Here is a 19,933-nt window from a genome sequence, read left to right as displayed (position 1 = left end):
AAGAGGATGAGGCGGGCCAAGCCGGTCCGCCTCATCTTGATACCGCTGGAGGGAATTCATGGCCGTTTCTTCTAGCATTCAATTAAGAAAACCCTTCTGGACGACGAAACGCCGGGAAGCTGCGATCTTTTACCTGATGGTAGCGCCCTGGGTCATTGGATTTCTGGTCTTCACCCTGGGGCCGATTCTGTTCTCCCTCTATGTGAGCTTCACCCAATGGAGTATGTTGAGCGAGCCAGCCTGGGTCGGACTGGAGAACTACCGGAATATCCTTCAGGACCCTGACATCGGCCATTCACTCGCAATCACGGCCAAATACTCTCTGGCCAGCGTGCCGTTGCGGCTGGTGGTCGCGCTGTTCCTGGCCATCTTGCTCAACGAAGCGACGATTGCGGTAGGTTTGTTCCGGACGGCCTTCTATCTGCCAGGGGTAGTTGCCAGCGTCAGTGTTGCTGTGCTGTGGCAATGGATCTTCAATCCGCGCTTTGGGCCGTTTAACGCTGCGCTGAAGCTCTTTGGCATTCAGGGACCCAGCTGGTTCAGCGACCCCAACTGGGCAATCTGGGGGCTGGTGATCATGAGCGCCTGGGGGGTCGGCGGCGAGATGTTGATCTTCCTGGCTGGCCTGAAGGGCATCCCGCAGACGCTGTACGAGGCCGCCGAGATCGATGGTGCGGGGCGGTTACAGCGCTTCCTGCGCATCACACTGCCCATCCTCAGCCCCACCATTTTCTTCAACCTGGTCATGTCCGTGATCGGTTCCTTCCAGACCTTCGACAGCGCCTTTGTCATCTCCACCGCCCGCGCCGGTGCGATCGGTTCGCCGCTTAAATCGACCCTGTTCTACATGCTGTATCTGTATCAAAATGCTTTCAGCTTCCTGAAGATGGGTTACGCGGCGGCGATGGCCTGGGTGCTCTTCATTGTGATTGTCTCCATCACCTACCTGATCAACCGCACCTCCAACCGCTGGGTGTTCTACGGGTAAAGGGAGCAAACCATGGCTATCCAGACGACCTCCCGGCCAGCGCCGGCTGCCAGGCGCCAAGACTACAACCTCGGGGATATCCTCCATAAGGGCGTTGTTTACGCCCTGCTGATTGGCCTTAGCCTGCTTTTCCTGTTTCCTTTCTTCTGGATGATCCTTTCCGCGCTGAAGCCTGAGCATCAGATTTACCGGTGGCCGCCTCAGTGGTTTCCTGACCCGATCCAGTGGTCGAACTTCGCGGATGTCTTCAGCAATCCCTACCTGCCCTTCCAGGTGTTCATCAAGAACACCCTTATCCTGGAAGTCGGGATGATCACCGGTCGACTGATCTCGTGCACGCTGGTCGCCTATGGCTTCGCCAGGCTGGAAGCGCCCGGTAGGGACCTGATCTTCGGCATCCTGCTGGCGACACTGATGCTGCCCGGCGCCGTGCTGCTCATCCCGCGCTTCATCCTGTTTAGCCAGATGGGCTGGATCAACACCTTCAATCCGCTGATCGTCCCGGCCTGGTTTGGCGAGGCGTATGCAATCTTTCTGATGCGCCAGTTCTTCCGCACCATCCCTAAAGAACTGGAAGAATCGGCCATCGTCGATGGCGCTAACCGCCTGCAGGTGATCTTCCGGATCATCGTCCCACTCAGCATTCCGGTGCTAACCGTGATCGGGATTTTGAGCTTCAAGGACATCTGGAACGACTTCATGGGGCCGTTGCTCTACCTCAATGAAATCAGCAAGTATACGGTGGCGGTGGGTCTGGCCTATCTCAACGGGCAATTCGACACCCAGATGAACCTGCTGATGGCCGCCTCCGTGACGCTGATGATGCCGACGCTCATCCTGTTTTTCATCGCGCAACGCGCGTTTGTCGAAGGCATTACCATGACCGGACTGAAGGGTTAGAGAATCGTGAAACTGCCTGCTGATTACTACCACTGCTTCCTCGGTAACGGTCTTGACGCCGTGCTCATCGGCCCGACCGGGTCGATGGTCGGGGATAAAGTCGGCGTAGACCGTTGTTACTGGTACAAAGCCGACCGCTATTACCCCGAAGACAAACTGGTGCTGCCTGCGGGGCGCTGGCCGGTGGACAGGCCCCTGGAACACGCCGCTGGGTCTGGCTGGTATGATGTTGCGCCGCTGGGCCATACCTGGTATGAGGTGCTGGTCGACGGGCAGCCGCTTGAGTTGCAGGCCAGCCAGCAGCGCTTTGTCCCCCAGGAGGGCACGCTCTATACGCGGGTGGACTACGGCCCTGTCACCGGCGAGGTCGTCACCTGGCTTCACCCAACGCAATCTCTGCTGGTCGAACACTATACCTTCAGCCAGGAGGTGGAGTTCCGCGCCTGGATGGGACCCGGCGTGTGGATCGAGGAAGGGTGGGACAGCGATCCGTTCTACGCGGTTGAGGCTCTTGAGCACGCCCCTCAAATCCGCTACGACCTCGGCGAAACGCAGGGGATCATGCTGTTGCGGCTGGCGGACGACACTGCCCGGCTGGGCGAAGAAGGGCTTAACCGTTCGCTGACGGTGCGCGCCACTGAGGTGACCAAGTACTTTGCCATCATCGATAACCGGCAAGGCGCACTGGATCCGGCGATTATCGACCGGCAGATCGCGCGGGGCTATGATGCATTGCGTGAGGAGCATCTGGCCTTCTGGCGCGCATACTTCGCTGTGTCGAATATCACGATCCCCGATCCGCAATTCCAGTACTTCTACAACGCCAGCATGTACCACTTCAAGGCGATGCAAAACCGCGAGTCTGGTGGTCTGCCGGTTAACAACCTGCGTCGCACCTGGTCGTCGCATATCTTCTGGGACTCGTACTTCCTCCAGCGCGCCCTGCTGGAAGCGAACCACCGCCATGAGGCGCTGGAAGGCTGCCGCTTCTTCCAGCGCACGATTGACCATGCCCGCCGCCATGCACGGGAAGAATTCGGCTGCGATGGCCTCAAGTGGGACTGGGAGATCACCCATGACGGGCGCAAGGCGTATGGCGCGCTCTTGCACATGAAGTACCAGATTCACAATAATGGCTCCTATGCCAACGAAATCTGGGGTTACTATGACTACACGCAAGATCACGCCATGCTGCAGGAGTTCTACCCCATCCTGGAAGGGCTGGCCCGCTTCTACCTGAACTGCATTGTCACCACCACCGAGCAGGGGTACGAAGTCGGCTATCAGGTCGGCGTACACGAAAGTCCGGAAAAGGTGCGCAACGACGGCATGAACCTGGCGGCAACGATCGCCATCCTGCGCCACTGCGCCGAAGCGGCGCGCTTACTCGGCCTGGAATCGGAATTCACCCGGCGCTGCGCGACCGTGGCCGAGGGTCTGAAAAAGACCCAGGATCAGCTTTATAATGGCCGCTACTTCCAGGCCTCAGCTGACCAGGACATCCTCAACATGAGTTCGCTTGGCCCGATCTATCCAATGGGCGTCATCGAACCGACCGATCCGCGGGCCATTCAGACCGCCCGTGCGTTCGTTGAGAAATATCATGGCCGGCTGATGGGCGATGGCAGCCACGAGTACGGGTTCCCCTGGCTGGCCGGTGTGCTGGCGACGGTGGTCGCCCGGCAGAACGACGGCGACGCGGCCTGGGCGGTCCTGGAAGGGGCGCGCCCGACAATCTGCTGCTTCGGCGGGATGACTGAAGTAATGGAAGCGGGCGAATGGAACATGCAATACTTCGGCACGGCGCAGGCGGCCGTCTGCACGGCGCTGCACCAGTTGCTGCTACAGGTCGCCCCACCGGATACCATCCGCCTCTTCCCGGCCCTGCCTTCCGCCTGGCCGGAAGCGGCTTTTGAGAACCTGCTGGCAGCAGGGCTGACGGTATCAGCGCGATACAACGGCTCGCAGGTCAGCTGTACCCTGCGCAACGAGGCGACGGCGACCCTCACGCGACGTATCCAGTATCGAGACCACGTGGTGGGAGTCATGCTGGCGCCCGGCGACTCTACGGATCTGCAATGGCCGCAATAGCCCGCGCCCGCAGCGCCGGGACGCCGCGGCGTCCTGCCACCTTCCTGGCCGTCTTTGCGGTATCCGCAGCGGGCCTGGCCTTTGAGATCGCGCTGACACGCGTGTTCTCGCTGTACTTCCAGTACCATTTCGCCTTTCTGGCGGTCTCGCTGGCAGTACTGGGCCTGAGCCTGGGAGCCAGCGCCGGGTACTTCATCCGGCGGCCAGCGCCGGGCCTGCCAGTTACCGTGCTGACGGCACTGGGCGCTGCCTACCCGCTGGTCACGCTGGCCCTGTCCTGGTATCCCTCAGCAGCCTCGGTGGTGCCATACGCCGTCCTGGCTCTGATTCCGTTTCTGCTGGCAGGCCTCTTTATGGCGCTGATCTTCGAGCGCCATGCAGACACTGGCGGGCTGCTCTACGCCGCCGATCTAATCGGTGCTGCGGTGGGCGTGATCGCCGTCTTACTGCTCCTGAACCTGTGGAGCGCCTTCAGCATGACACTGCTGCTGGGCGTGCTGGTCAGCTTTACCGCGCTCGCCATCAGCCTGAGCGATCCAGGCTTGCGCCGGGGACGGCTGCCGGTCGCCGCCGCGTTGAGCAGTAGCGTCAGCATGCTGCTGCTGCTCGCCAACGTCGCAACCGGCGTGACTGATTTTCACCCGCAGAACCTGGCCGACGCACCGCGTGACAAAACGATGCTAATGATCCTGGCCGATCCGGCCCGGCAGGCCCGGATCGCCCGCACGGTCTGGAGTCCCTTCGCCCGCGTGGATGTGGTCGAAACCGCCGATCCGGCGGCCAGGTTCATCTTCACCGATGGCGGCGCAGGCAGCTACATGCTGCGCTTTGATGGCTCGCTAGATGCCCTGCAAAGCTGGCGCGAGGGCATTGAATACCTGCCTTTCACCACTGGCCAGGCCGACCGTCTGCTCGTCATTGGCGCTGGCGGCGGCAAGGACATCCTGCTGGGGTTGCTGGCCGGGGCACACAACATCACTGCGGTGGAGGTCAACCCCGCCGTCATTGAAGCCACACGCGCCTTCGCCGACTACAACGGCAACATCCTCGATCTCCCGCAGGTCAACCTGGTAACAGGGGACGCCCGCACCTTTGCCGAGCGTGACACCAGTACATACGACCTGATCTACCTGAATGTCGTCTATACCCAGGCCGCGGAACCGGGCAGCCAGGTGCTGGTCGAAAACTACATCTTCACCTGGCAGGCCTTCCAGACCTACCTGAACCGCCTGAGTCCCGGCGGGCGGCTGGCCATCATCTCGCACAACGCGCTGGAAGCCAGCCGAGCTGCTGTGACCGCCCTGCAGGCGCTCCAGGCAATGGGAGTGCCCCCTGCGCAGGCGCTCGATCATCTGATGCTGTGGATGCTCCCTGCTGCTGACGCCACCGTGCGCACGTCAGTGCTGCTGGTCGGACGGGAGGCGTTCACTGCTGAAGTGATCGACACGTTCACGGCCAACGCCCGGCGCCTGGGGATGCAGGAGTTGTTCGTGCCCGGCGCGTATGAGGTCCTCTTCGCACCACTGCGGGATGGGATGAGCCTGGACACCTTCGCCGCTGACGACGCAGACTACAATCTGGCGCCGACCAGTGATGACAGCCCCTTCTTCTTCCATCTCGACTTTGGTCTGCCCCGCCCGGTGCAATCGGCGCTGGTCACTGCCGGGCTGCTGGCGATCGGTCTGGCCGCCCTGGCCTTCCTGATGGGCGGCAGCGCCAGCCGGTCTGCCAGCAGCACAGGTATCTGGGCCAGCAGGATGCTTTACGCTATGATCATCGGCGCCGCTTTCATGCTGGTGGAAATCCCGCTGATCCAGCGCTTCCAGTTGCTGCTGGGATATCCGGTGCTCTCGCTGGCGGTTGTGTTGAGCGCCCTGCTGCTGGGCGGGGGAGCAGGCAGCCTGCTCAGCCAGCGTCTGGCCGCTTCCCGGCTAGTCGGGCCGGTTATGGCAGCCGGGCTGTGGATCGCTGCCGTCAGCCTGATCTACCACTTTGCCCTGCCCGCCGTGGTGGAAGCCGCGCTGGCGGCGTCCCTGCCGTTACGCATCGCGGTCACCGTGGCGCTGACGGCGTTGCTGGGCGTGCCGATGGGCATCCCCTTCCCCAGCCTGATCCGGCGGGTCGGCCAGCAACAGCGCCAGGTTGCGCTGATCTGGGCTTTGAACGGCGTCTTTTCGGTGCTGGGGTCTACCCTTGCACTGGCCATCTCGATGACATGGGGTTTTGGCGCTGCGTTGTTGATGGGCGCTGCGCTTTATGCAACGCTGGCCCTGCTTTCTCGATGGGCTTTGGGAGGTGACTGATGCGAATCGGCGTCATTTCTCCGCAGGACTGGGGTCTACCCGTAGCCAGGTGGGACGGCAACGCCCGGTTGGACAGGCTGGGAATCACAGTCGCGGAGCTGGAGCAGCGCGTTCAGCACTGCCTGTACCACTGGCTGCCGCGCCACTTCAATGCCGCCGAAGGGGCGTTCCACGGCTTCTACAGCGCCCCCCGCCAACATCTTGAACCACCGCAGACGGTCAACCTGATCGCGCCCTGGCTGCTGCTGGCCGCCTACGATCGCTTTCAGGATGACTCCCTGTTGCAGATGGCGCAGCGAGCAGCCACCTGGTTCTATGATCGCTTTGTCATCACCCACCCGATGAGCGTGGCCATCGGCGGCGTGCGCGAAAGCCTGCCGGATGGTGCGCTGTGGACTAAATTCGCGGCAGAGTACGTGCTGCTGGTGGCCGGCCTGTATCGCCGCACTGGCGACCAGACCGCTTTGCAGCGTGCCCTGCAGAGCGCCGGCTTTCTGATCCAGTCGAGCCGTCACCACTTCGCCCCCCGCTACGATGTCCGCAGCGGTGCATGGTTGCCGCTAGGCTGGCAGTCATTTGGAAGAGTCGTGGAAGCGTTCCTGGAACTGGCCGATCTCACCGGTGACACCCGCTGGCAGGAACGTGCCCTGGCGTGGGGTGAGTTCGGCCTGGGCCTGCAGGCGGAAAACGGCAGTTTTTACCTGATCGATGATGACTACTTCAACACGGACATCGCCGCCGATGAGTTGCGAGCCTTGACCTTCCTGTACGAGCAAACCGGTCAGGAGCGCTTCCTGGCCGCCGCCGTGCGCTTTGCCGGCTGGCTGCTGGCCCGCCAGCGCGCAGATGGCGCCTGGCCGCTGACTATCGACCGTGACGGTAATGTGGTTGTCCCCACTGTCGGCCCCGGCGACATACCCAACATCGCCATTGCCCTGCTCCGGTTGCATGCTGTCACCGGCCAGGCCGCCTACCTGGACGCTGCACAGCTGGCCCTGCGTTATAGCTTGAGTATGCAGATCGTGCCGGGCGGGCCGCATCCCTATGCGGATGATCCCGGCGTCGCGTGGGGATTCTGGTCGTGGGACCCGTACTACGATTACACAGTGTCCGGCGACCAGGCCACCCACCACATCCGTGGATTCCTGTTCCTGCTGGATTACCTGGGGGCGAAGGGGAGCTGACCGTGTCCCGTCGGATGAGCGATCGCGTGCTTCAGGACCAGTTCTGGAATGCCTACTACGACACCATCGATCTGATCCTGATCAACCTGACCTGGTTCCTGTGCTCTGTGCCGCTGATCACAGCCATCCCCGCCCTGGGCGGCCTGTTCCACGCGACCAACCGGCTGGCGCACGGCAGCGGCGGCAACTGGCGCGTCTTCTGGGAAGGCTTCCGCCAGCACTTCTGGCTCAGCTGGCGCTGGGGCCTGATCAATGCTGCGGTCTTCATCGTCCTGGGCGTGAGTTATGAGTTCTACAGCCAGCTTGAAATCCCGGCCTTGAGCTGGATACGCTGGCCAATCCTGATCGCCGGGGCTATCTGGGCCGAACTCCAGCTATTCACCTTTCCTTTGTTGCTGGAACAGACTGACCGGCGCTTCCTGATCGCCACCCGTAACAGCGCCGTGCTGTTTCTGCGCTGCCCCGGCCTCGCCCTGAGCGCGCTCGTGCCGGTGCTGATCATCGGCGCGGTCAGCCTGCTGGTATTCCTGCCCGCCTGGGTCGTGATCTCGGCCAGCCTGTGCGCCTACCTGGCTAACCGCGCCGTGGTCAAGACCATTGAAAGGCTCAAACCGCCGGCGGCAGCCTGAGCGAATCATCCCGCGCTGTCATGGCGACTGCGGATCAGGCGGTTGGCCCGCCGGGGGCAGCAATTCGACCACCGCTCCCAGGATGCCTGTTTCGCCGCCCCTCCCCAGCACAATTTCCACCGGGCGAATGGCCCCGCCGGTCAATTCGGAGACGATGCGGTAGTAGTCACCCAGCAACTCGTAGAAGCGCTTGCGGACGGCCTCCAGCAGCACCTCCCCGGCCTCAGCGGTGCCACCGGTCAGAGCCACCTTATCCGGATAGAAGATCATGCTCAGGTTAGCCAGGGTAAAGCCCAGGTAAGCGCCGATCTGCTGGATGATGGCGACCGCCCGTTCGTCGCTGCGTTCGCGTGCAGCGGTGATCACATCCCGCGCCGGGACATCGCGTCCGTAGTGCATCCGGGCCAGCCGTTCAATGCCCGGCACGCCGCACAGGATTTCCGCCGAACCACGCACCCCGTACACGTCAACCGGGCCATCCGGGTCAAGGATCAGCCGTCCGGTATCCCCTGCCGTGCCATACCCGAAGCGCAGTGGCTCGCCATCAAGGATGATGCTGGCTCCTAATCCTGTGCCAATCGCCAGGGCCATGAACCGGCGCGATCCGCGCCCGGTGCCAAAGCGGTATTCGCCCAGTGAGTGCGCGGTGAGATCGTTATTCACCACCACCGGCAGGCCATAGCGTTCCTCCAGCAGTCCGCGCATGTTCAGGCCACGCAGCGCCGGCGTATTGTTGCAAGCGATCGGCCCGCGCCGTTCCTCATCAATCGCGCCGTGCATGGAAACGCCAATGCCGATAAGCCGCCCCTCGCCCGCTGCAAACACCTCATCCACCAGCGGCAGGAAGCGACTGAGGAACGGCCCCGGATCGCTGCCCCGTGCCTCGGTTGGCATGCGACGCACATCGGTCAGGACGCCCTCCGGACTGACCAGCCCCATCTTGGTATTGGAGCCGCCAATATCAATCCCCAGCGCCAGGGAATCAGAACTCACCATTGCCCCTCACAGGTAGAAAATGCGGTCCTTATACTGCGCCAGCAGGGCGGCATTGTACTCATCCCCGCCCTCGACATTGGCCGCCAGGAATACCGGCGGCGTGACGCCCCGCGCCAGCAGTTCCTCCACGGTAGCCGCCACCAGCATTTGCAGCAGGGCTGGGCCGGTCACCCCGGAAACCGGGCAGATGCGCTGTGGAACCCCCGCCACCGACAGAATGGCATCCCCCTTGGGAGCCTTGTTGTCCAGCACCACATCAGCGAATTCGTACATCTTCCTGCCGGAAGAATGGCGCGACTCAACGGACTGCGTGTAGGTCATGGAGGTCATGGCAATCACCTTGATCCCGCGCGCCTTTGCCTCCATCGCCATCTCTACCGGAACCGCGTTGCGCCCGGAGACTGAAACCAGAATCAACACATCCCCGGCCCGGATCGGCGTATTGTCCAGGATACCGGCGGCGTACCCTTCCAGCCGCTCGATGGCTGAGGAAAGCGTCACGGGGTGGGTATCAATCGCCTCCAGACCCGGCGCAAAGATCGGATTGATCAGCATCAGTCCGCCGGCCCGCACCAGGATATCCTGCAGCACGGTGGAGGAATGCGTACAACCGAAAGCGAAAATCCGCCCATCCCCGGCGATAGCATCCGCCAGAATCTGCGCCGCCTTCCGGATGTTTTCCGCTTCCTCATCCACAAGGCGGTGGAGCAACGCGGTAACCTGTTCAGCATAATCGTGCAACAGAGCCATAGCAATTCTCTCTCCAACAAAGCTTAACCGACGCTCGCGGCTTCCTGACCGGCCCGGTAAACAACTTCCCCGGCGACCAGCGTCATCCGGACACACAGATCGGGATCAAGCAGCACCAGATCGGCATCAGCCCCCACCGCCAGCACGCCCTTCTTGCCAGCCAGGCCCATCGCTTCCGCGGGAACCGATGTCGCCATCGGCAGCATTTCCTGCAGCGACATGCCGGTGAAGGCGATCGCGTTCCGCACGGCAGCATCCATGGTCAACGTGCTCCCGGCCAGGCTGCCGCTGGGCACGCGCACGATGCCATTCCGCACGGTAGCGATCTGGCCGTCGCCGATGTCGTATTCGCCATCCGGCAGGCCAGCAGCGCGGATAGAATCGGTGATCAGGATTGTGCGCGCGGCGCCCTTAGCGCGGATCAGGAGCTTAACCATAGCCGGGTGAACATGGATGCCGTCGCAGATCAACTGGCCGTAGATGCGGTCATCGGTCATGATAGCGCCAAGTGTGCCCGGCTCGCGGTGATGTAGCCCCAGCATACCGTTGTAGGTATGGGTCGCCTGTCGCAGCCCGTGATTGGCCGCTTCCAGCATCTGCTCGTAACTGGCGCCGCTATGCCCGACGGCGAACTCCACCCCTTCTCTGGCACCTTCCCTGATAAACTCCATCACACCGGGTCGTTCCGGGGCCACGGTCACCAGCTTGACCACGCCGCTCTCCAGCCAGTTGCCGTATTCCTCCGGGTCAGGATCGCGCATGTCGCTGACCTGCTGCGCGCCGCAATGGGCCGGATTCAGGTAGGGGCCTTCCACGTGCACGCCCAGGTGCCGGGCGCCATCGCGAGGCTGCGGCGTGGTCATCACCGTTTCGATCGCGGCCAGAATGGAATCAGCGGGAGCGCTGGTTGTGGTAGCATAGTAGGCCGTCACGCCATGCCGGGCAAAGAAACGCCCCATGCCCAGCAGCGCCTCCGGCGTGGCATCCATGGCATCAAACCCATCCCCGCCATGCACATGCACATCGATAAAGCCGGGAACCACCCACATACCGGAGGCATCAATTACCCGGTCAAAGGAACCTTCTGGCCGGCCTCTGGTAATCGAGACGATCCGGCCGTCTTCCATCACAACAGCGTGGTCGGGCAGCAGCGCAGCAGGCGTCAGCACCCTGCCACCTGCAACAAGCGTGCGCATGGTCAGATTCTCCCCCTTCAATCGGATGGACAGGGCTAGCGCTTCACTTCACCGACCCCATCGTGATCCCGGAGATCATCCGCTCAGAGAGAATGATGAACAACAGGATCGTGGGAGCCATCACCAGCACCACCCCGGCAAACAGCCCTACCCAGTCGCCGGTGTAAGTCATCGAGTTCTTCAGCGAGTACAACCCCAGCGACAGGGGCCGCTGGGCCGGATCCTGGATGAAGATCAGGGCAAGCTGGAATTCGTTCCACAGGCCAATGAAGTTGAAGATCGCCGCCGTCAGGATTCCGGGAGAGGCCAGGGGGAGCATCACATGGCGGAACACCTGGAAATCGCTCGCCCCGTCAATGACCGCCGCTTCCTCCAGGTCAACCGGCAGGGTGGAGAAGAAGCCTGTCAGGATATAAACCGTAAATGGTATCGACAGGCTGACATAAACCAGGATCAACCCCTCTTTGGAATTGGTCATCCCCATCGCGGCCAGCATGGCGAACAGGGGGATGAACAGCAGCGGATAGGGGATGCCAATCCCGGCGATGTAGATCATGGTGATCAGCTCCCTGCCCCGGAATTTGACCCGGCTCAGAATATAAGAAGCCGGGGCGCTGACCAGCAGGATGACCAGCACCGAGACGCCGACAATCAGCACGCTGTTGAAGAAGTTTTCCCCCAGCTTGGCGCTATTCCAGGCGCGTTCGTAGTTGACGAACTGCAGACTGGTCGGCAGCTTCCACGGCTCGCGGAAGACTTCCCGGTTGGACTTCAGGGAGGCCAGCGCGATCCAGCCAATCGTAAAAATAGTGAACAGCGACCAGCCACCCAGCACCAGATAGGCGGGGATATGCCGAATCCATCGGCGGTCCGAAAGCGCGGTGCGGGCGGGTTGTGGCGATAGTCCAGTGCTCACGGCTTGCTCAACCATGGACGCCTCCTGCGATGTTCCACCTAATACTGTAGCTGTTCACGGCGCATAAGCCGGCGCAGCACCATCACCACCAGGATCACCACCAGCAACAGCATGACCCCGACAGCAGTCGCGTAGCCCAGGCGGTAGATGGGCTGGCGCTGGCCGAAGCCCAGAATATACATGTACACGGCTACCGTGTACGAATTCACGTTCGGCTCCAGGCCGGTGAACGAGAACGGGAATTCGAAGATCTTGACGGCATAGATGCTCCATAGCACCATGCCTACGGTGATCACATCCCAGAGCAGCGGGACGGTGATCAGCCGGAACATCTGGAACTGGTTGGCGCCATCCAGGCGGGCAGCTTCGTAGAAATCTTCGGGAATCTTATCCACCCCGGCCAGGAACAGCACCAGGTAGAACCCGACTTCAATCCAGATGATCGCCACCAGCATCGCCCAGAAGATCGTATCCGGCCCCAGCCAGGGGAATTCCGCCAGCTGATCCAGCCCGATCAGATCGAAAAAAGCGCCCAGCAACCCGAACTTGGGCGTGTAGAGGTAGCCCCATAGCGTTGTCAGGGCGATGACCGCAATCACGTTCGGCAAAAAGATGATGGCCCGGAAGAGCTTGCGACCCTTGATGCCGGAGGTGACCAGCATGGTCATCACAAACGCCAGGCCGAAGGTGATCAGCCCGCCCAGCAACAGAATCAGAATTGTATTGGACATGCTGCGCCAGAACAGCCGGTCGTTAAACAACTCCGAATAGTTGCTCAGGCCAACAAAGGTCTGGTTGGTGCCAAACCCGCGCCAGTCGTACAGGCTGTAGCCCAGAGCGGACAAGGTCGGCACCAGGAAAAACCAGAAATAGAGGGCACTGGCGGGCAGCAAGAAAAGGATGATGAGGCGCTTGGAAATTCTCATCTACCCTCCCCCCTTTATACGCTCAACGCGCAATCAAAACGGGAATAATCGATGGTGGGGACGGGGTGTTCCCGTCCCCACCGGACGTGCTATTGGCAACAGGCGACTAGTGCGTGGCCCAGTATTCCGCCGACTGGGTTGCCATCTTGTCGACGAATTCCTGAGGCGTGATCTTGCCCTGCCACAGTTCAGAGTAGTTGACCCCCAGAATCGTGTTCAGGTATTCCGCATGTTTGGCGTAGACACCATCCACATCCGGGAAGATCCTCTCGGCGTTCATGGCTGCGGCCTGAGCATCGGCGATCGCCGGCGCCCACTCGATACCCTGGCGAGTCACACCCACCAGCGATTCATCGGCCATTAGTTGCTGGTTTTCCTTGGTCATGATGAAGCGCAGGAATTCCGCCGCCTCATCCGGATGCTGTGTATCCTTGATGATCATGAACGCCAGCAGCAGGGCTTGGGTATCGTTCACTGACCCCTCACCACCTTCCACCGCCGGGAAGTTGAAGCCACCCCACTCAAAGCCGGGGTCGACCATGTTCGCCAGCTCAATCGGCAGCCAGGAGCCAACCAGCGACTGCGCCGCCTCGCCAAAGGCCAGGGTGTTCTGGCCCTGCGGCCACACATAGCCCAGGGTCACAGCGGGGATGTCGCCGCGGTCCCACAGCAGGCGCAGCATCTCAGAGGTCTGCAGGTAAACCGGGTCGCGCCACATCTCGCCGGTGCGATCCTCAGCCGTCTGCAGCAGGAAGCCAGGGCCTTTGATGCGGGCCACCATGTTGGCCAGGTAGAAGGTGGAGTAGAACGGCTCGTTGCCTTCAGCAGCGATGGGGGCATAGCCCGCTTCCCGCAGTTTGTCGTTATTCGCCAGGAACTGCTCCCAGGTCAGCGGCACTTCGATGCCGACTTCCCGGAAGACCCGCTTGTCATACCAGAACTGCACCGTGTTGTAGATGTACGGCAGCAGGTAGATGTCCCCGTCCATGGCGAATAGATCGAGCGTGCCGGGCAGGAAGACATCCTTCAGCGGCACATCCTCATCCAGCGCCGGCATCTCCAGGTAGTCATTCAGCCGCAGGCCGAAGCCCTCCTGCATCAGGCCGCCGGCGATCTGGTCAGCATCCTGATCGACGATATCGATCACTGTCCCACCGGCCAGCGCCGTCCGCACCAGCGTCTGGTTCTGGCGCCCGTTCCACACGGCGTTGATCTTGATGTTGGGATGTTCAGCCTCAAACGCCGCGATCCACTTCTGGATGACCAACGCCTGGCCTTCGGTCTCATTCCACATCGACCAGTATACCAGCTCGATCTGCTCTTCCTGAGCAGCCACGCTCCCCAAGGCGATTACGACCATCGCCAGGAGAACAACCAGACTGACAATTCCTTTGGCTCTTAACATGCTTCTTCTCCTACTCTTGGGACCAAAGAACGTTCGTTAGATGAGACGGTTAGGCTTACCAGACGCTTTTATTGGATACGCGCTGCCCTCCTTTTCCGAACTATTCCGGGAACCCGCCGGTCGCGGCTCGGTTCAGTGCCACCTGCGCGTTATACCAGTGGCTCCAGGACGATCACCGCGTGCAGGTTGGCCGGCTGATCAGGATTCTGTTGATTGAAGATCGCGCGGTAATAGGCCAGCAATTGCAGCACCAGGAGGTAGGCAATGGCCCGCGCCGCCAGCGGCAGCCCGGTCTGCAGCGCCACCACCTGCCCCAGGCTGGCGACATCCTCGCCCGGCGCCTCGCCGATGGCCAGGATACATGCGCCGCGCGCGCGCATATCACGCAGAACGGCCGTCTCCTGGGCGCTGGCCTGATCCGAAAGCAGACCGACCACCAGGGCATGCTCGTTGACCATCGACATCGGGCCATGCCGGAATTCCAGCATGTGATACGCCTCGCTGTAGGACAGCGACATTTCCTTCATCTTCAGCATGGCCTCGCAGGCCAACCCGTACAGCACGTTCGACCCCAGGAAGAAGAACCGTTCGATCTGGCCGTTTTCCCCCAGTTCGCGGGCAAGACTGCCGTAGTCAGTCAGCAGCCGCCGGGCCACTGCTGGCAATGGCGAGAGATCGAGCGCCTGCCCGGCGAATATCCCGGCAATCGCCTGGCTGACCAGCGCCATGCTGCTGAAAGAGCGTGTCTGGGCGACACTTTGCTCGCGGGCCGCATCAATGGCGACCAGCAGGTTGGCTTCGGCTGCCAGGGCGCTCTCACTGTAGCAGGTCACCACCAGCACCTGGCCACGGTAACGTGCCCGGAACAGTCGGACGGCCGCCAGCGTTTCAGTCGTCTCTCCGGAACGGGAGATGGCGACCAGCAGGGTGTTGCTCTGGGGGTCAAAACAGGAGTCGGGGAAAAGCGCGAGTTCGGAGGCCGGGTAAGCGCGGGCGGGAATATGCGACTGGCTTCGCAGCAGCGCCGCCGCAAATTGCGCCAGATAGTAGGTGGATCCGCAGCCGGTAAACAGAACTTGCTCGAAGTGGTTCTGCCCCCAGAAGTCGCCCAGCGCCTGCGCCTGAGCGTTGATCACCTGGAGGGCGTTTGACCAGATCTCTGGCTGGCTCAGGATTTCGGCCAGCGTGTGTTTGCCACGCTCGTCCATGGACCCCGCCTTCCGTACGCAAATGAACGTATATGATTGTTTGTGATTGTATACGAATATATCCTAGTACGATTCCCGATGCCCGTCAACCGGTTCAGCGCCGAAATACCCTCTATTCGCAGAAGAAAACCCGCGCGTTAAACAGATGAAAAGCCACGATATAGCGTTCAATACTCCCTACAATCCAGTCTACCACATACCCGTGCGGGTCTGGAAAGACCGGACTCAGGTTGTCATACAGGCGCTGCCGGGCGGCGACCACAGCGCTATCCGTCCATACATAGCGGGCGCACGTCTTGAGCATCCACTCCTGCCGGGCAGGCGAGAGTTCCCGCAACGCCTTGCCCTGTTCCTCCGGCTGGAGCCACTTCTTCCAGCGATTGGAACGATCCACAGCTTCTGTCAGGTGATCGAAGAATCCGGCGGGAACAAGCCGGGGATCGGTGCGCGCCAGGTCGGCCTCGCGGGCGGCCAGCGCCTGCAACGCTTCGAATTCGGCGGCGGTGAATTCCGGCCCGACATTCGCCCCGCCCATGCCCACCTCGCTGTACGCCGCCGGATTCTCCACCCAGTCGGTGTAATGCCCCTTGATGAGCGCCCCATACGGTGCGACAATCTCCCGTAGCCGCTGTGCCGCCTGGCGGTCAAAAGCAGTGGTGTGCAGATCAGTGCCTACCTGGGCCACCACAAAGGCCGGGGCGGCATGGCTGAGCTGGCGCGCCTCCAGCCCGGCGTACAACAGGCGCAGAAATTGCGTGAAGTTGTCCAGGTTGACCAGCCCACCATGCACCTCCTCCGTGCCGACTTCGTATGACACCGGCGGCAGCTTCAGGCGTTCGCGCTCAGCCTCGGCGTAGGCGATCAGGTCCAGGCTGCGCTCCACCACCAGCTCCACCGGTAGCGGCCCGGCGATGGTGCGGTCTACCGTCGGATCGATGTGCAGCAGCCGGTACCCGGCCTGCAGCACCGCCGTGATCGAGGCTTTGACCGCTTCCCAGGTCTCCTCGAAACTGAGCCAGTTGATCGTGTGCAGGTCTTTCAGCCAGGGGCCGCCGTGATCCAGGCAGGGCAGCAGCGTCTCCGGGTCGACGCCATAGACGGCGGCATAGTGGTTCAGCCGCTCGACAAACTGAGCGGGAGTCCAGCCGGTATAGCCACCATCGCGGTCAACCTGGTTCAGGGTGGCAGCGAAGAGCATGGGTGTGCGGTTGCGCCCGGCGGCCTTCACCGCCGCCTCCAGCACAGCCTCTGAGTTGGGGCAAACCGCCAGCAGGCACAGAGTGATCCCCTGCGTTTCCCGCAGGGCAATGATACGCTCGATCATCGTCTTGATGTGCATGGCCAGACACCTTTCCAGGGCCAACAGGCCGATCGCCCTGGTGGAAGAACAGCGGGGAAAACGGGATGAATTGGCGTGTTCGAATGGTTGTTTTCATTCTAACAAGAAGTCATAAACAGTCAAATAATTGCACAAACAATCATTTTCGCCTATAATCACCTCAAAGGATCGGGGGGAATCCACCATGAAAATCGCTCTTGAACCCGGTAGACTGCGCGGCATCAAAGCGACCAGCACGTCCCACCATACCTTCGCCATCCTTGCCTTTGACCAGCGCAACAACTACCGCCAGTTACTGCCGCCCTCGGCTACCTTTGAGGACGCCGCCGCCATCAAGCGCGATACAGCGGTGGCGCTCTCAGAGATCGCCAGCGCGGTACTGCTCGATCCCACCTATGGGCTGGAAGCAGCCCTGCACATGTCCGGCCATTGTGGCCTGTTGATGGCCCTGGAAGAAAGCGGCTATTCCGGCGATGCCACCTACCGCCGCACCGAATTTGACCCGGACTGGTCGGTCGCCAAGATCAAGCGTATGGGCGCGTCGGCGGTCAAGCTGCTCATCTACTACCACCCCGATTCCGGCCCTCTGGCCGACGAACTGGATGCCCTGGTTGTCCGGGTCCGGGAGCAGTGCCGGGCGGAAGACATCCCTTTCTACCTGGAACCGCTGACCTACAGCCTGGATGCCACCGTCCCCAGGTCCAGCGAGGCCTTCGCCCGGCAGCGGCCCCGCCTGGTGCGCGAAACAGCCGCCCGTCTGAGCCGCCTGGGGCCGGACATCCTCAAGCTGGAGTTCCCGGTCGATGTCGCCTTTGACCGCGACCCGCGCTCCTGGGCCGAGGCCTGCGCCGCGGTCAGCGAGGCCAGCCGGGTGCCGTGGGCGCTGCTCAGCGCGGGGGTGGATTTCGACGTGTTCGAGCAGCAGGTGCGTGTGGCCTGCCAGAACGGCGCCAGCGGATTCATCGGCGGGCGGGCGATCTGGAAAGAGTGCATCACTATGCCCCCGGCGGAACGGCAGCGCTTCCTGGCGGAGGTAGCCACCGAGCGCATGCGCCGGCTGGTGGCCATTGCCAATGCAGAAGCCCGCCCCTGGACGGATTTCTACCAACCGATGGCGGTCAGCGAGGGGTGGTACCGCCACTATCGCTGAGCCGTAAGCGCGCCAGCTTCGGGCATTGCCGCCGGGCCGACACCGGGATACCCGCCCATACGGCCAGGCAGGGTAAGGGATAAAGCTATGTTGCTCAAAGAGGAACGACTGCGATTGACGCTGGAGGCGCTCCGCGAGCAGGGCAAAGTGACCGTCCCTGAACTGAGCAGCATCTTCGGGGTCAGCGAGATCACCATCCGCCGTGATCTCAATGAACTGGCCCGCCAGGGTCTGGTCCGCCGCGCTCATGGCGGGGCTGTCTACCCCATCGAAACGCCCCCGGAACCGCCGGTGATCCAGCGCATGCAGGAAAACCGCGACCTCAAGATCCGCATCGCCAGGGCAGCCGCCAGACTCGTCGCTCCCGGTGACACCATCTTCCTCAGCTCCGGCTCCACCGCTACCTACGTCGCCCGGCAACTGGCCGATCGCAAAAACCTTACCGTGGTCACCAACTCGATCAGCGTGGCCACCGAACTGGCCACCGCCGAGGGGATCACCGTGGTGGTGCTGGGCGGGATGCTACGCGCCTCGGAGCTGTCGATGGTCGGCCATATCACCGAGCAGGCCCTTCGCGAAGTGCGCATCGACAAGGTCATCATCGGCATGCGCGCCGTCAGCCCAGAAGCCGGACTGACCAACGACTACCTCCCGGAAATCATGACCGACCGGGCCATCCTGCAGGTCGCCCCGGAAAACATCCTCGTCGTCGATCACACCAAGCTGGGCAAGACGGCCTCCGCCTACGTCGCCCCGATCGACCGCATCACCCGCCTGGTCACCAACCGGGAAGCCGACCCCGCCCTGCTGGCCCAGATCCGTCAGATGGGCATCGAAGTCATTGAAGCCTGATCCACCCGCCGGGCAGCCCGCCTTCAGGAGGCAGTATGACGGCAACCACCCACACCCTGACCGAAATCCTCAGCCAGCCGGCCATCTGGCGCGACGCGCTGGATGTGATCGCCCGGCGCAGCCCGGAAATCCGGGCCATGTGGGCGCAGCACCGCTTTGAGCAGCTCATCCTCACCGGCTGCGGCTCCACCTGTTACGCCGCCCTGGTCGGCGCGGCGCTGATCCAGCAGATCACCGGTCTCCCCTGCCGGGCGCTGTCCGCCTCGGAGTTGATGCTCTTTCCCCGCCGCGAATTTTCGCCGCAGCGTCCCACCCTGCTGATCACTGTCTCTCGCGAGGGCAAGACCCGCGAGACCATCGAAGCCGCCCGCCTGTTCCGCGCCTGTGGCCGGGGAATGACGCTGGCCGTGACCTGCACCAGCGAAAGCGTCCTGGCCCAGGAAGCCGACTTTGTGCTGGCCATCGACACCGCGCGGGAAGTCAGCCGCGCCCAGACGCGCTCCTTCAGCAGCATGACCCTCGTCCTGCAGGCGCTGGCGCTGCTCTTTGCCGGTCAGGACGCGCTCGAACCGCTGGCCGCGCTGCCCGCTCACCTGGAACGCCTGGCTGCCCGTTATGCGCCCCTGGTCGCCGACCTGGGCGCCGACCTGCGCCTGGAGCGTTTCCTGTTCCTGGGGTCTGGCCCGCTGTACGGCCTGGCCTGCGAAGCCGCGCTCAAAGCCCTGGAGACCACCCTGTTGCCCGCCCTGGCCTTCCACACCCTGGAATACCTGCACGGGCCAAAGTACATCGTCACGGAGCGCACGCTGGTGGTCGGGCTGCTGACAGACGACCTGTTGCCGGAAGAACGCCGGGCGATGGACGATGCCCACCAGCGGGGCGCAACCTGTCTGTGGATCAGTGACCGGCAGGACGGCCTGCCCGCCGCCGGTGAACGCCTCTTCCCGATCAGCCTGGAGACCGGCCTGCCCCTCGAAGCGCGGGCCATCCTCTACCTGCCGCTGCTCCAGCAGATCATCTGCCGCCAATCCATGGCCCGCGGCCTGAACCCCGACCTGCCCGGCCAGCGCGCGTGAGGTTACCCTTCAGGAGCGATGCCC

At 62.4% G+C, this 19,933-nt stretch carries 17 protein-coding genes; 9 read left to right on the top strand and 8 right to left on the bottom strand.

Annotated features, from left to right (window positions below; all coding sequences use genetic code 11):
- Window positions 1-58: 58 nt before the first annotated feature.
- The 6 genes from HPY64_08275 to HPY64_08250 are packed head-to-tail and all read left to right on the top strand — an operon-like array spanning window position 59 to window position 8,095.
- The gene (locus HPY64_08275) at window positions 59-988 is read left to right on the top strand and encodes a sugar ABC transporter permease (GenBank protein NPV67126.1); all 930 of its coding nucleotides are present in this window, start codon (window positions 59-61) and stop codon (window positions 986-988) included.
- A gap of 12 nt (window positions 989-1,000) precedes the next feature.
- Entirely contained in the window at window positions 1,001-1,888 is an 888-nt protein-coding gene (locus HPY64_08270) for a carbohydrate ABC transporter permease (GenBank protein ID NPV67125.1), read from the top strand.
- 6 nt (window positions 1,889-1,894) lie between these two features.
- Window positions 1,895-3,979, top strand: a complete 2,085-nt coding sequence (locus HPY64_08265) for a hypothetical protein (GenBank protein ID NPV67124.1) — start codon at window positions 1,895-1,897, stop codon at window positions 3,977-3,979.
- On the top strand, window positions 3,967-6,282 hold the full coding sequence (locus tag HPY64_08260) for a hypothetical protein (protein NPV67123.1): 2,316 nt from the start codon (window positions 3,967-3,969) through the stop codon (window positions 6,280-6,282). The genes HPY64_08265 and HPY64_08260 overlap by 13 nt, the downstream gene beginning before the upstream one ends.
- The gene (locus HPY64_08255; protein ID NPV67122.1) at window positions 6,282-7,466 is read left to right on the top strand and encodes a hypothetical protein; all 1,185 of its coding nucleotides are present in this window, start codon (window positions 6,282-6,284) and stop codon (window positions 7,464-7,466) included. The genes HPY64_08260 and HPY64_08255 overlap by 1 nt, the downstream gene beginning before the upstream one ends.
- A 2-nt stretch (window positions 7,467-7,468) precedes the next feature.
- The gene (locus HPY64_08250) at window positions 7,469-8,095 is read left to right on the top strand and encodes a YesL family protein (protein NPV67121.1); all 627 of its coding nucleotides are present in this window, start codon (window positions 7,469-7,471) and stop codon (window positions 8,093-8,095) included.
- An 18-nt stretch (window positions 8,096-8,113) separates the two neighbouring features.
- Here the strand turns inward: HPY64_08250 and HPY64_08245 are convergent, their stop codons facing one another.
- From HPY64_08245 to HPY64_08210, 8 genes are all read right to left on the bottom strand, one after another.
- Window positions 8,114-9,088, bottom strand: coding sequence for an ROK family protein (locus HPY64_08245; GenBank protein NPV67120.1), 975 nt, complete (start codon window positions 9,086-9,088; stop codon window positions 8,114-8,116).
- 9 nt (window positions 9,089-9,097) lie between these two features.
- On the bottom strand, window positions 9,098-9,841 hold the full coding sequence (locus HPY64_08240) for an SIS domain-containing protein (GenBank protein ID NPV67119.1): 744 nt from the start codon (window positions 9,839-9,841) through the stop codon (window positions 9,098-9,100).
- Between the two features lie 23 nt (window positions 9,842-9,864).
- Window positions 9,865-11,037, bottom strand: a complete 1,173-nt coding sequence (nagA, locus tag HPY64_08235; GenBank protein NPV67118.1) for an N-acetylglucosamine-6-phosphate deacetylase — start codon at window positions 11,035-11,037, stop codon at window positions 9,865-9,867.
- A gap of 43 nt (window positions 11,038-11,080) precedes the next feature.
- Window positions 11,081-11,968: a carbohydrate ABC transporter permease gene (locus HPY64_08230; GenBank protein ID NPV67117.1), complete on the bottom strand. Its 888-nt coding sequence runs from the start codon at window positions 11,966-11,968 to the stop codon at window positions 11,081-11,083.
- A 23-nt stretch (window positions 11,969-11,991) separates the two neighbouring features.
- Window positions 11,992-12,879, bottom strand: coding sequence for a sugar ABC transporter permease (locus HPY64_08225; protein NPV67116.1), 888 nt, complete (start codon window positions 12,877-12,879; stop codon window positions 11,992-11,994).
- A gap of 106 nt (window positions 12,880-12,985) precedes the next feature.
- Complete coding sequence (locus HPY64_08220; protein ID NPV67115.1) at window positions 12,986-14,284, bottom strand: carbohydrate ABC transporter substrate-binding protein; 1,299 nt, start codon at window positions 14,282-14,284, stop codon at window positions 12,986-12,988.
- Window positions 14,285-14,433: 149 nt separating this feature from the next.
- On the bottom strand, window positions 14,434-15,492 hold the full coding sequence (locus HPY64_08215; protein ID NPV67114.1) for an SIS domain-containing protein: 1,059 nt from the start codon (window positions 15,490-15,492) through the stop codon (window positions 14,434-14,436).
- Between the two features lie 112 nt (window positions 15,493-15,604).
- Entirely contained in the window at window positions 15,605-16,831 is a 1,227-nt protein-coding gene (locus HPY64_08210; GenBank protein NPV67113.1) for a hypothetical protein, read from the bottom strand.
- A gap of 184 nt (window positions 16,832-17,015) precedes the next feature.
- Between HPY64_08210 and HPY64_08205 the strand changes: the two genes are divergently transcribed.
- The 3 genes from HPY64_08205 to HPY64_08195 all read left to right on the top strand — a co-directional run bounded on the left by HPY64_08205 (window position 17,016) and on the right by HPY64_08195 (window position 19,909).
- Window positions 17,016-17,981, top strand: a complete 966-nt coding sequence (locus tag HPY64_08205) for a tagatose 1,6-diphosphate aldolase (GenBank protein NPV67112.1) — start codon at window positions 17,016-17,018, stop codon at window positions 17,979-17,981.
- 87 nt (window positions 17,982-18,068) lie between these two features.
- A complete protein-coding gene (locus HPY64_08200; protein ID NPV67111.1) occupies window positions 18,069-18,833 on the top strand; it encodes a DeoR/GlpR transcriptional regulator in 765 nt (254 codons plus the stop codon).
- 35 nt (window positions 18,834-18,868) lie between these two features.
- Window positions 18,869-19,909, top strand: a complete 1,041-nt coding sequence (locus tag HPY64_08195) for an SIS domain-containing protein (GenBank protein ID NPV67110.1) — start codon at window positions 18,869-18,871, stop codon at window positions 19,907-19,909.
- Window positions 19,910-19,933: the final 24 nt, after the last annotated feature.

Source organism: Anaerolineae bacterium (assembly GCA_013178165.1).
GTDB lineage: Bacteria > Chloroflexota > Anaerolineae > Aggregatilineales > Ch27 > Ch27.
The sequence above is the reverse complement of the archived record's forward strand: the minus strand, read 5'-3'. Positions and strand labels throughout refer to the sequence as shown.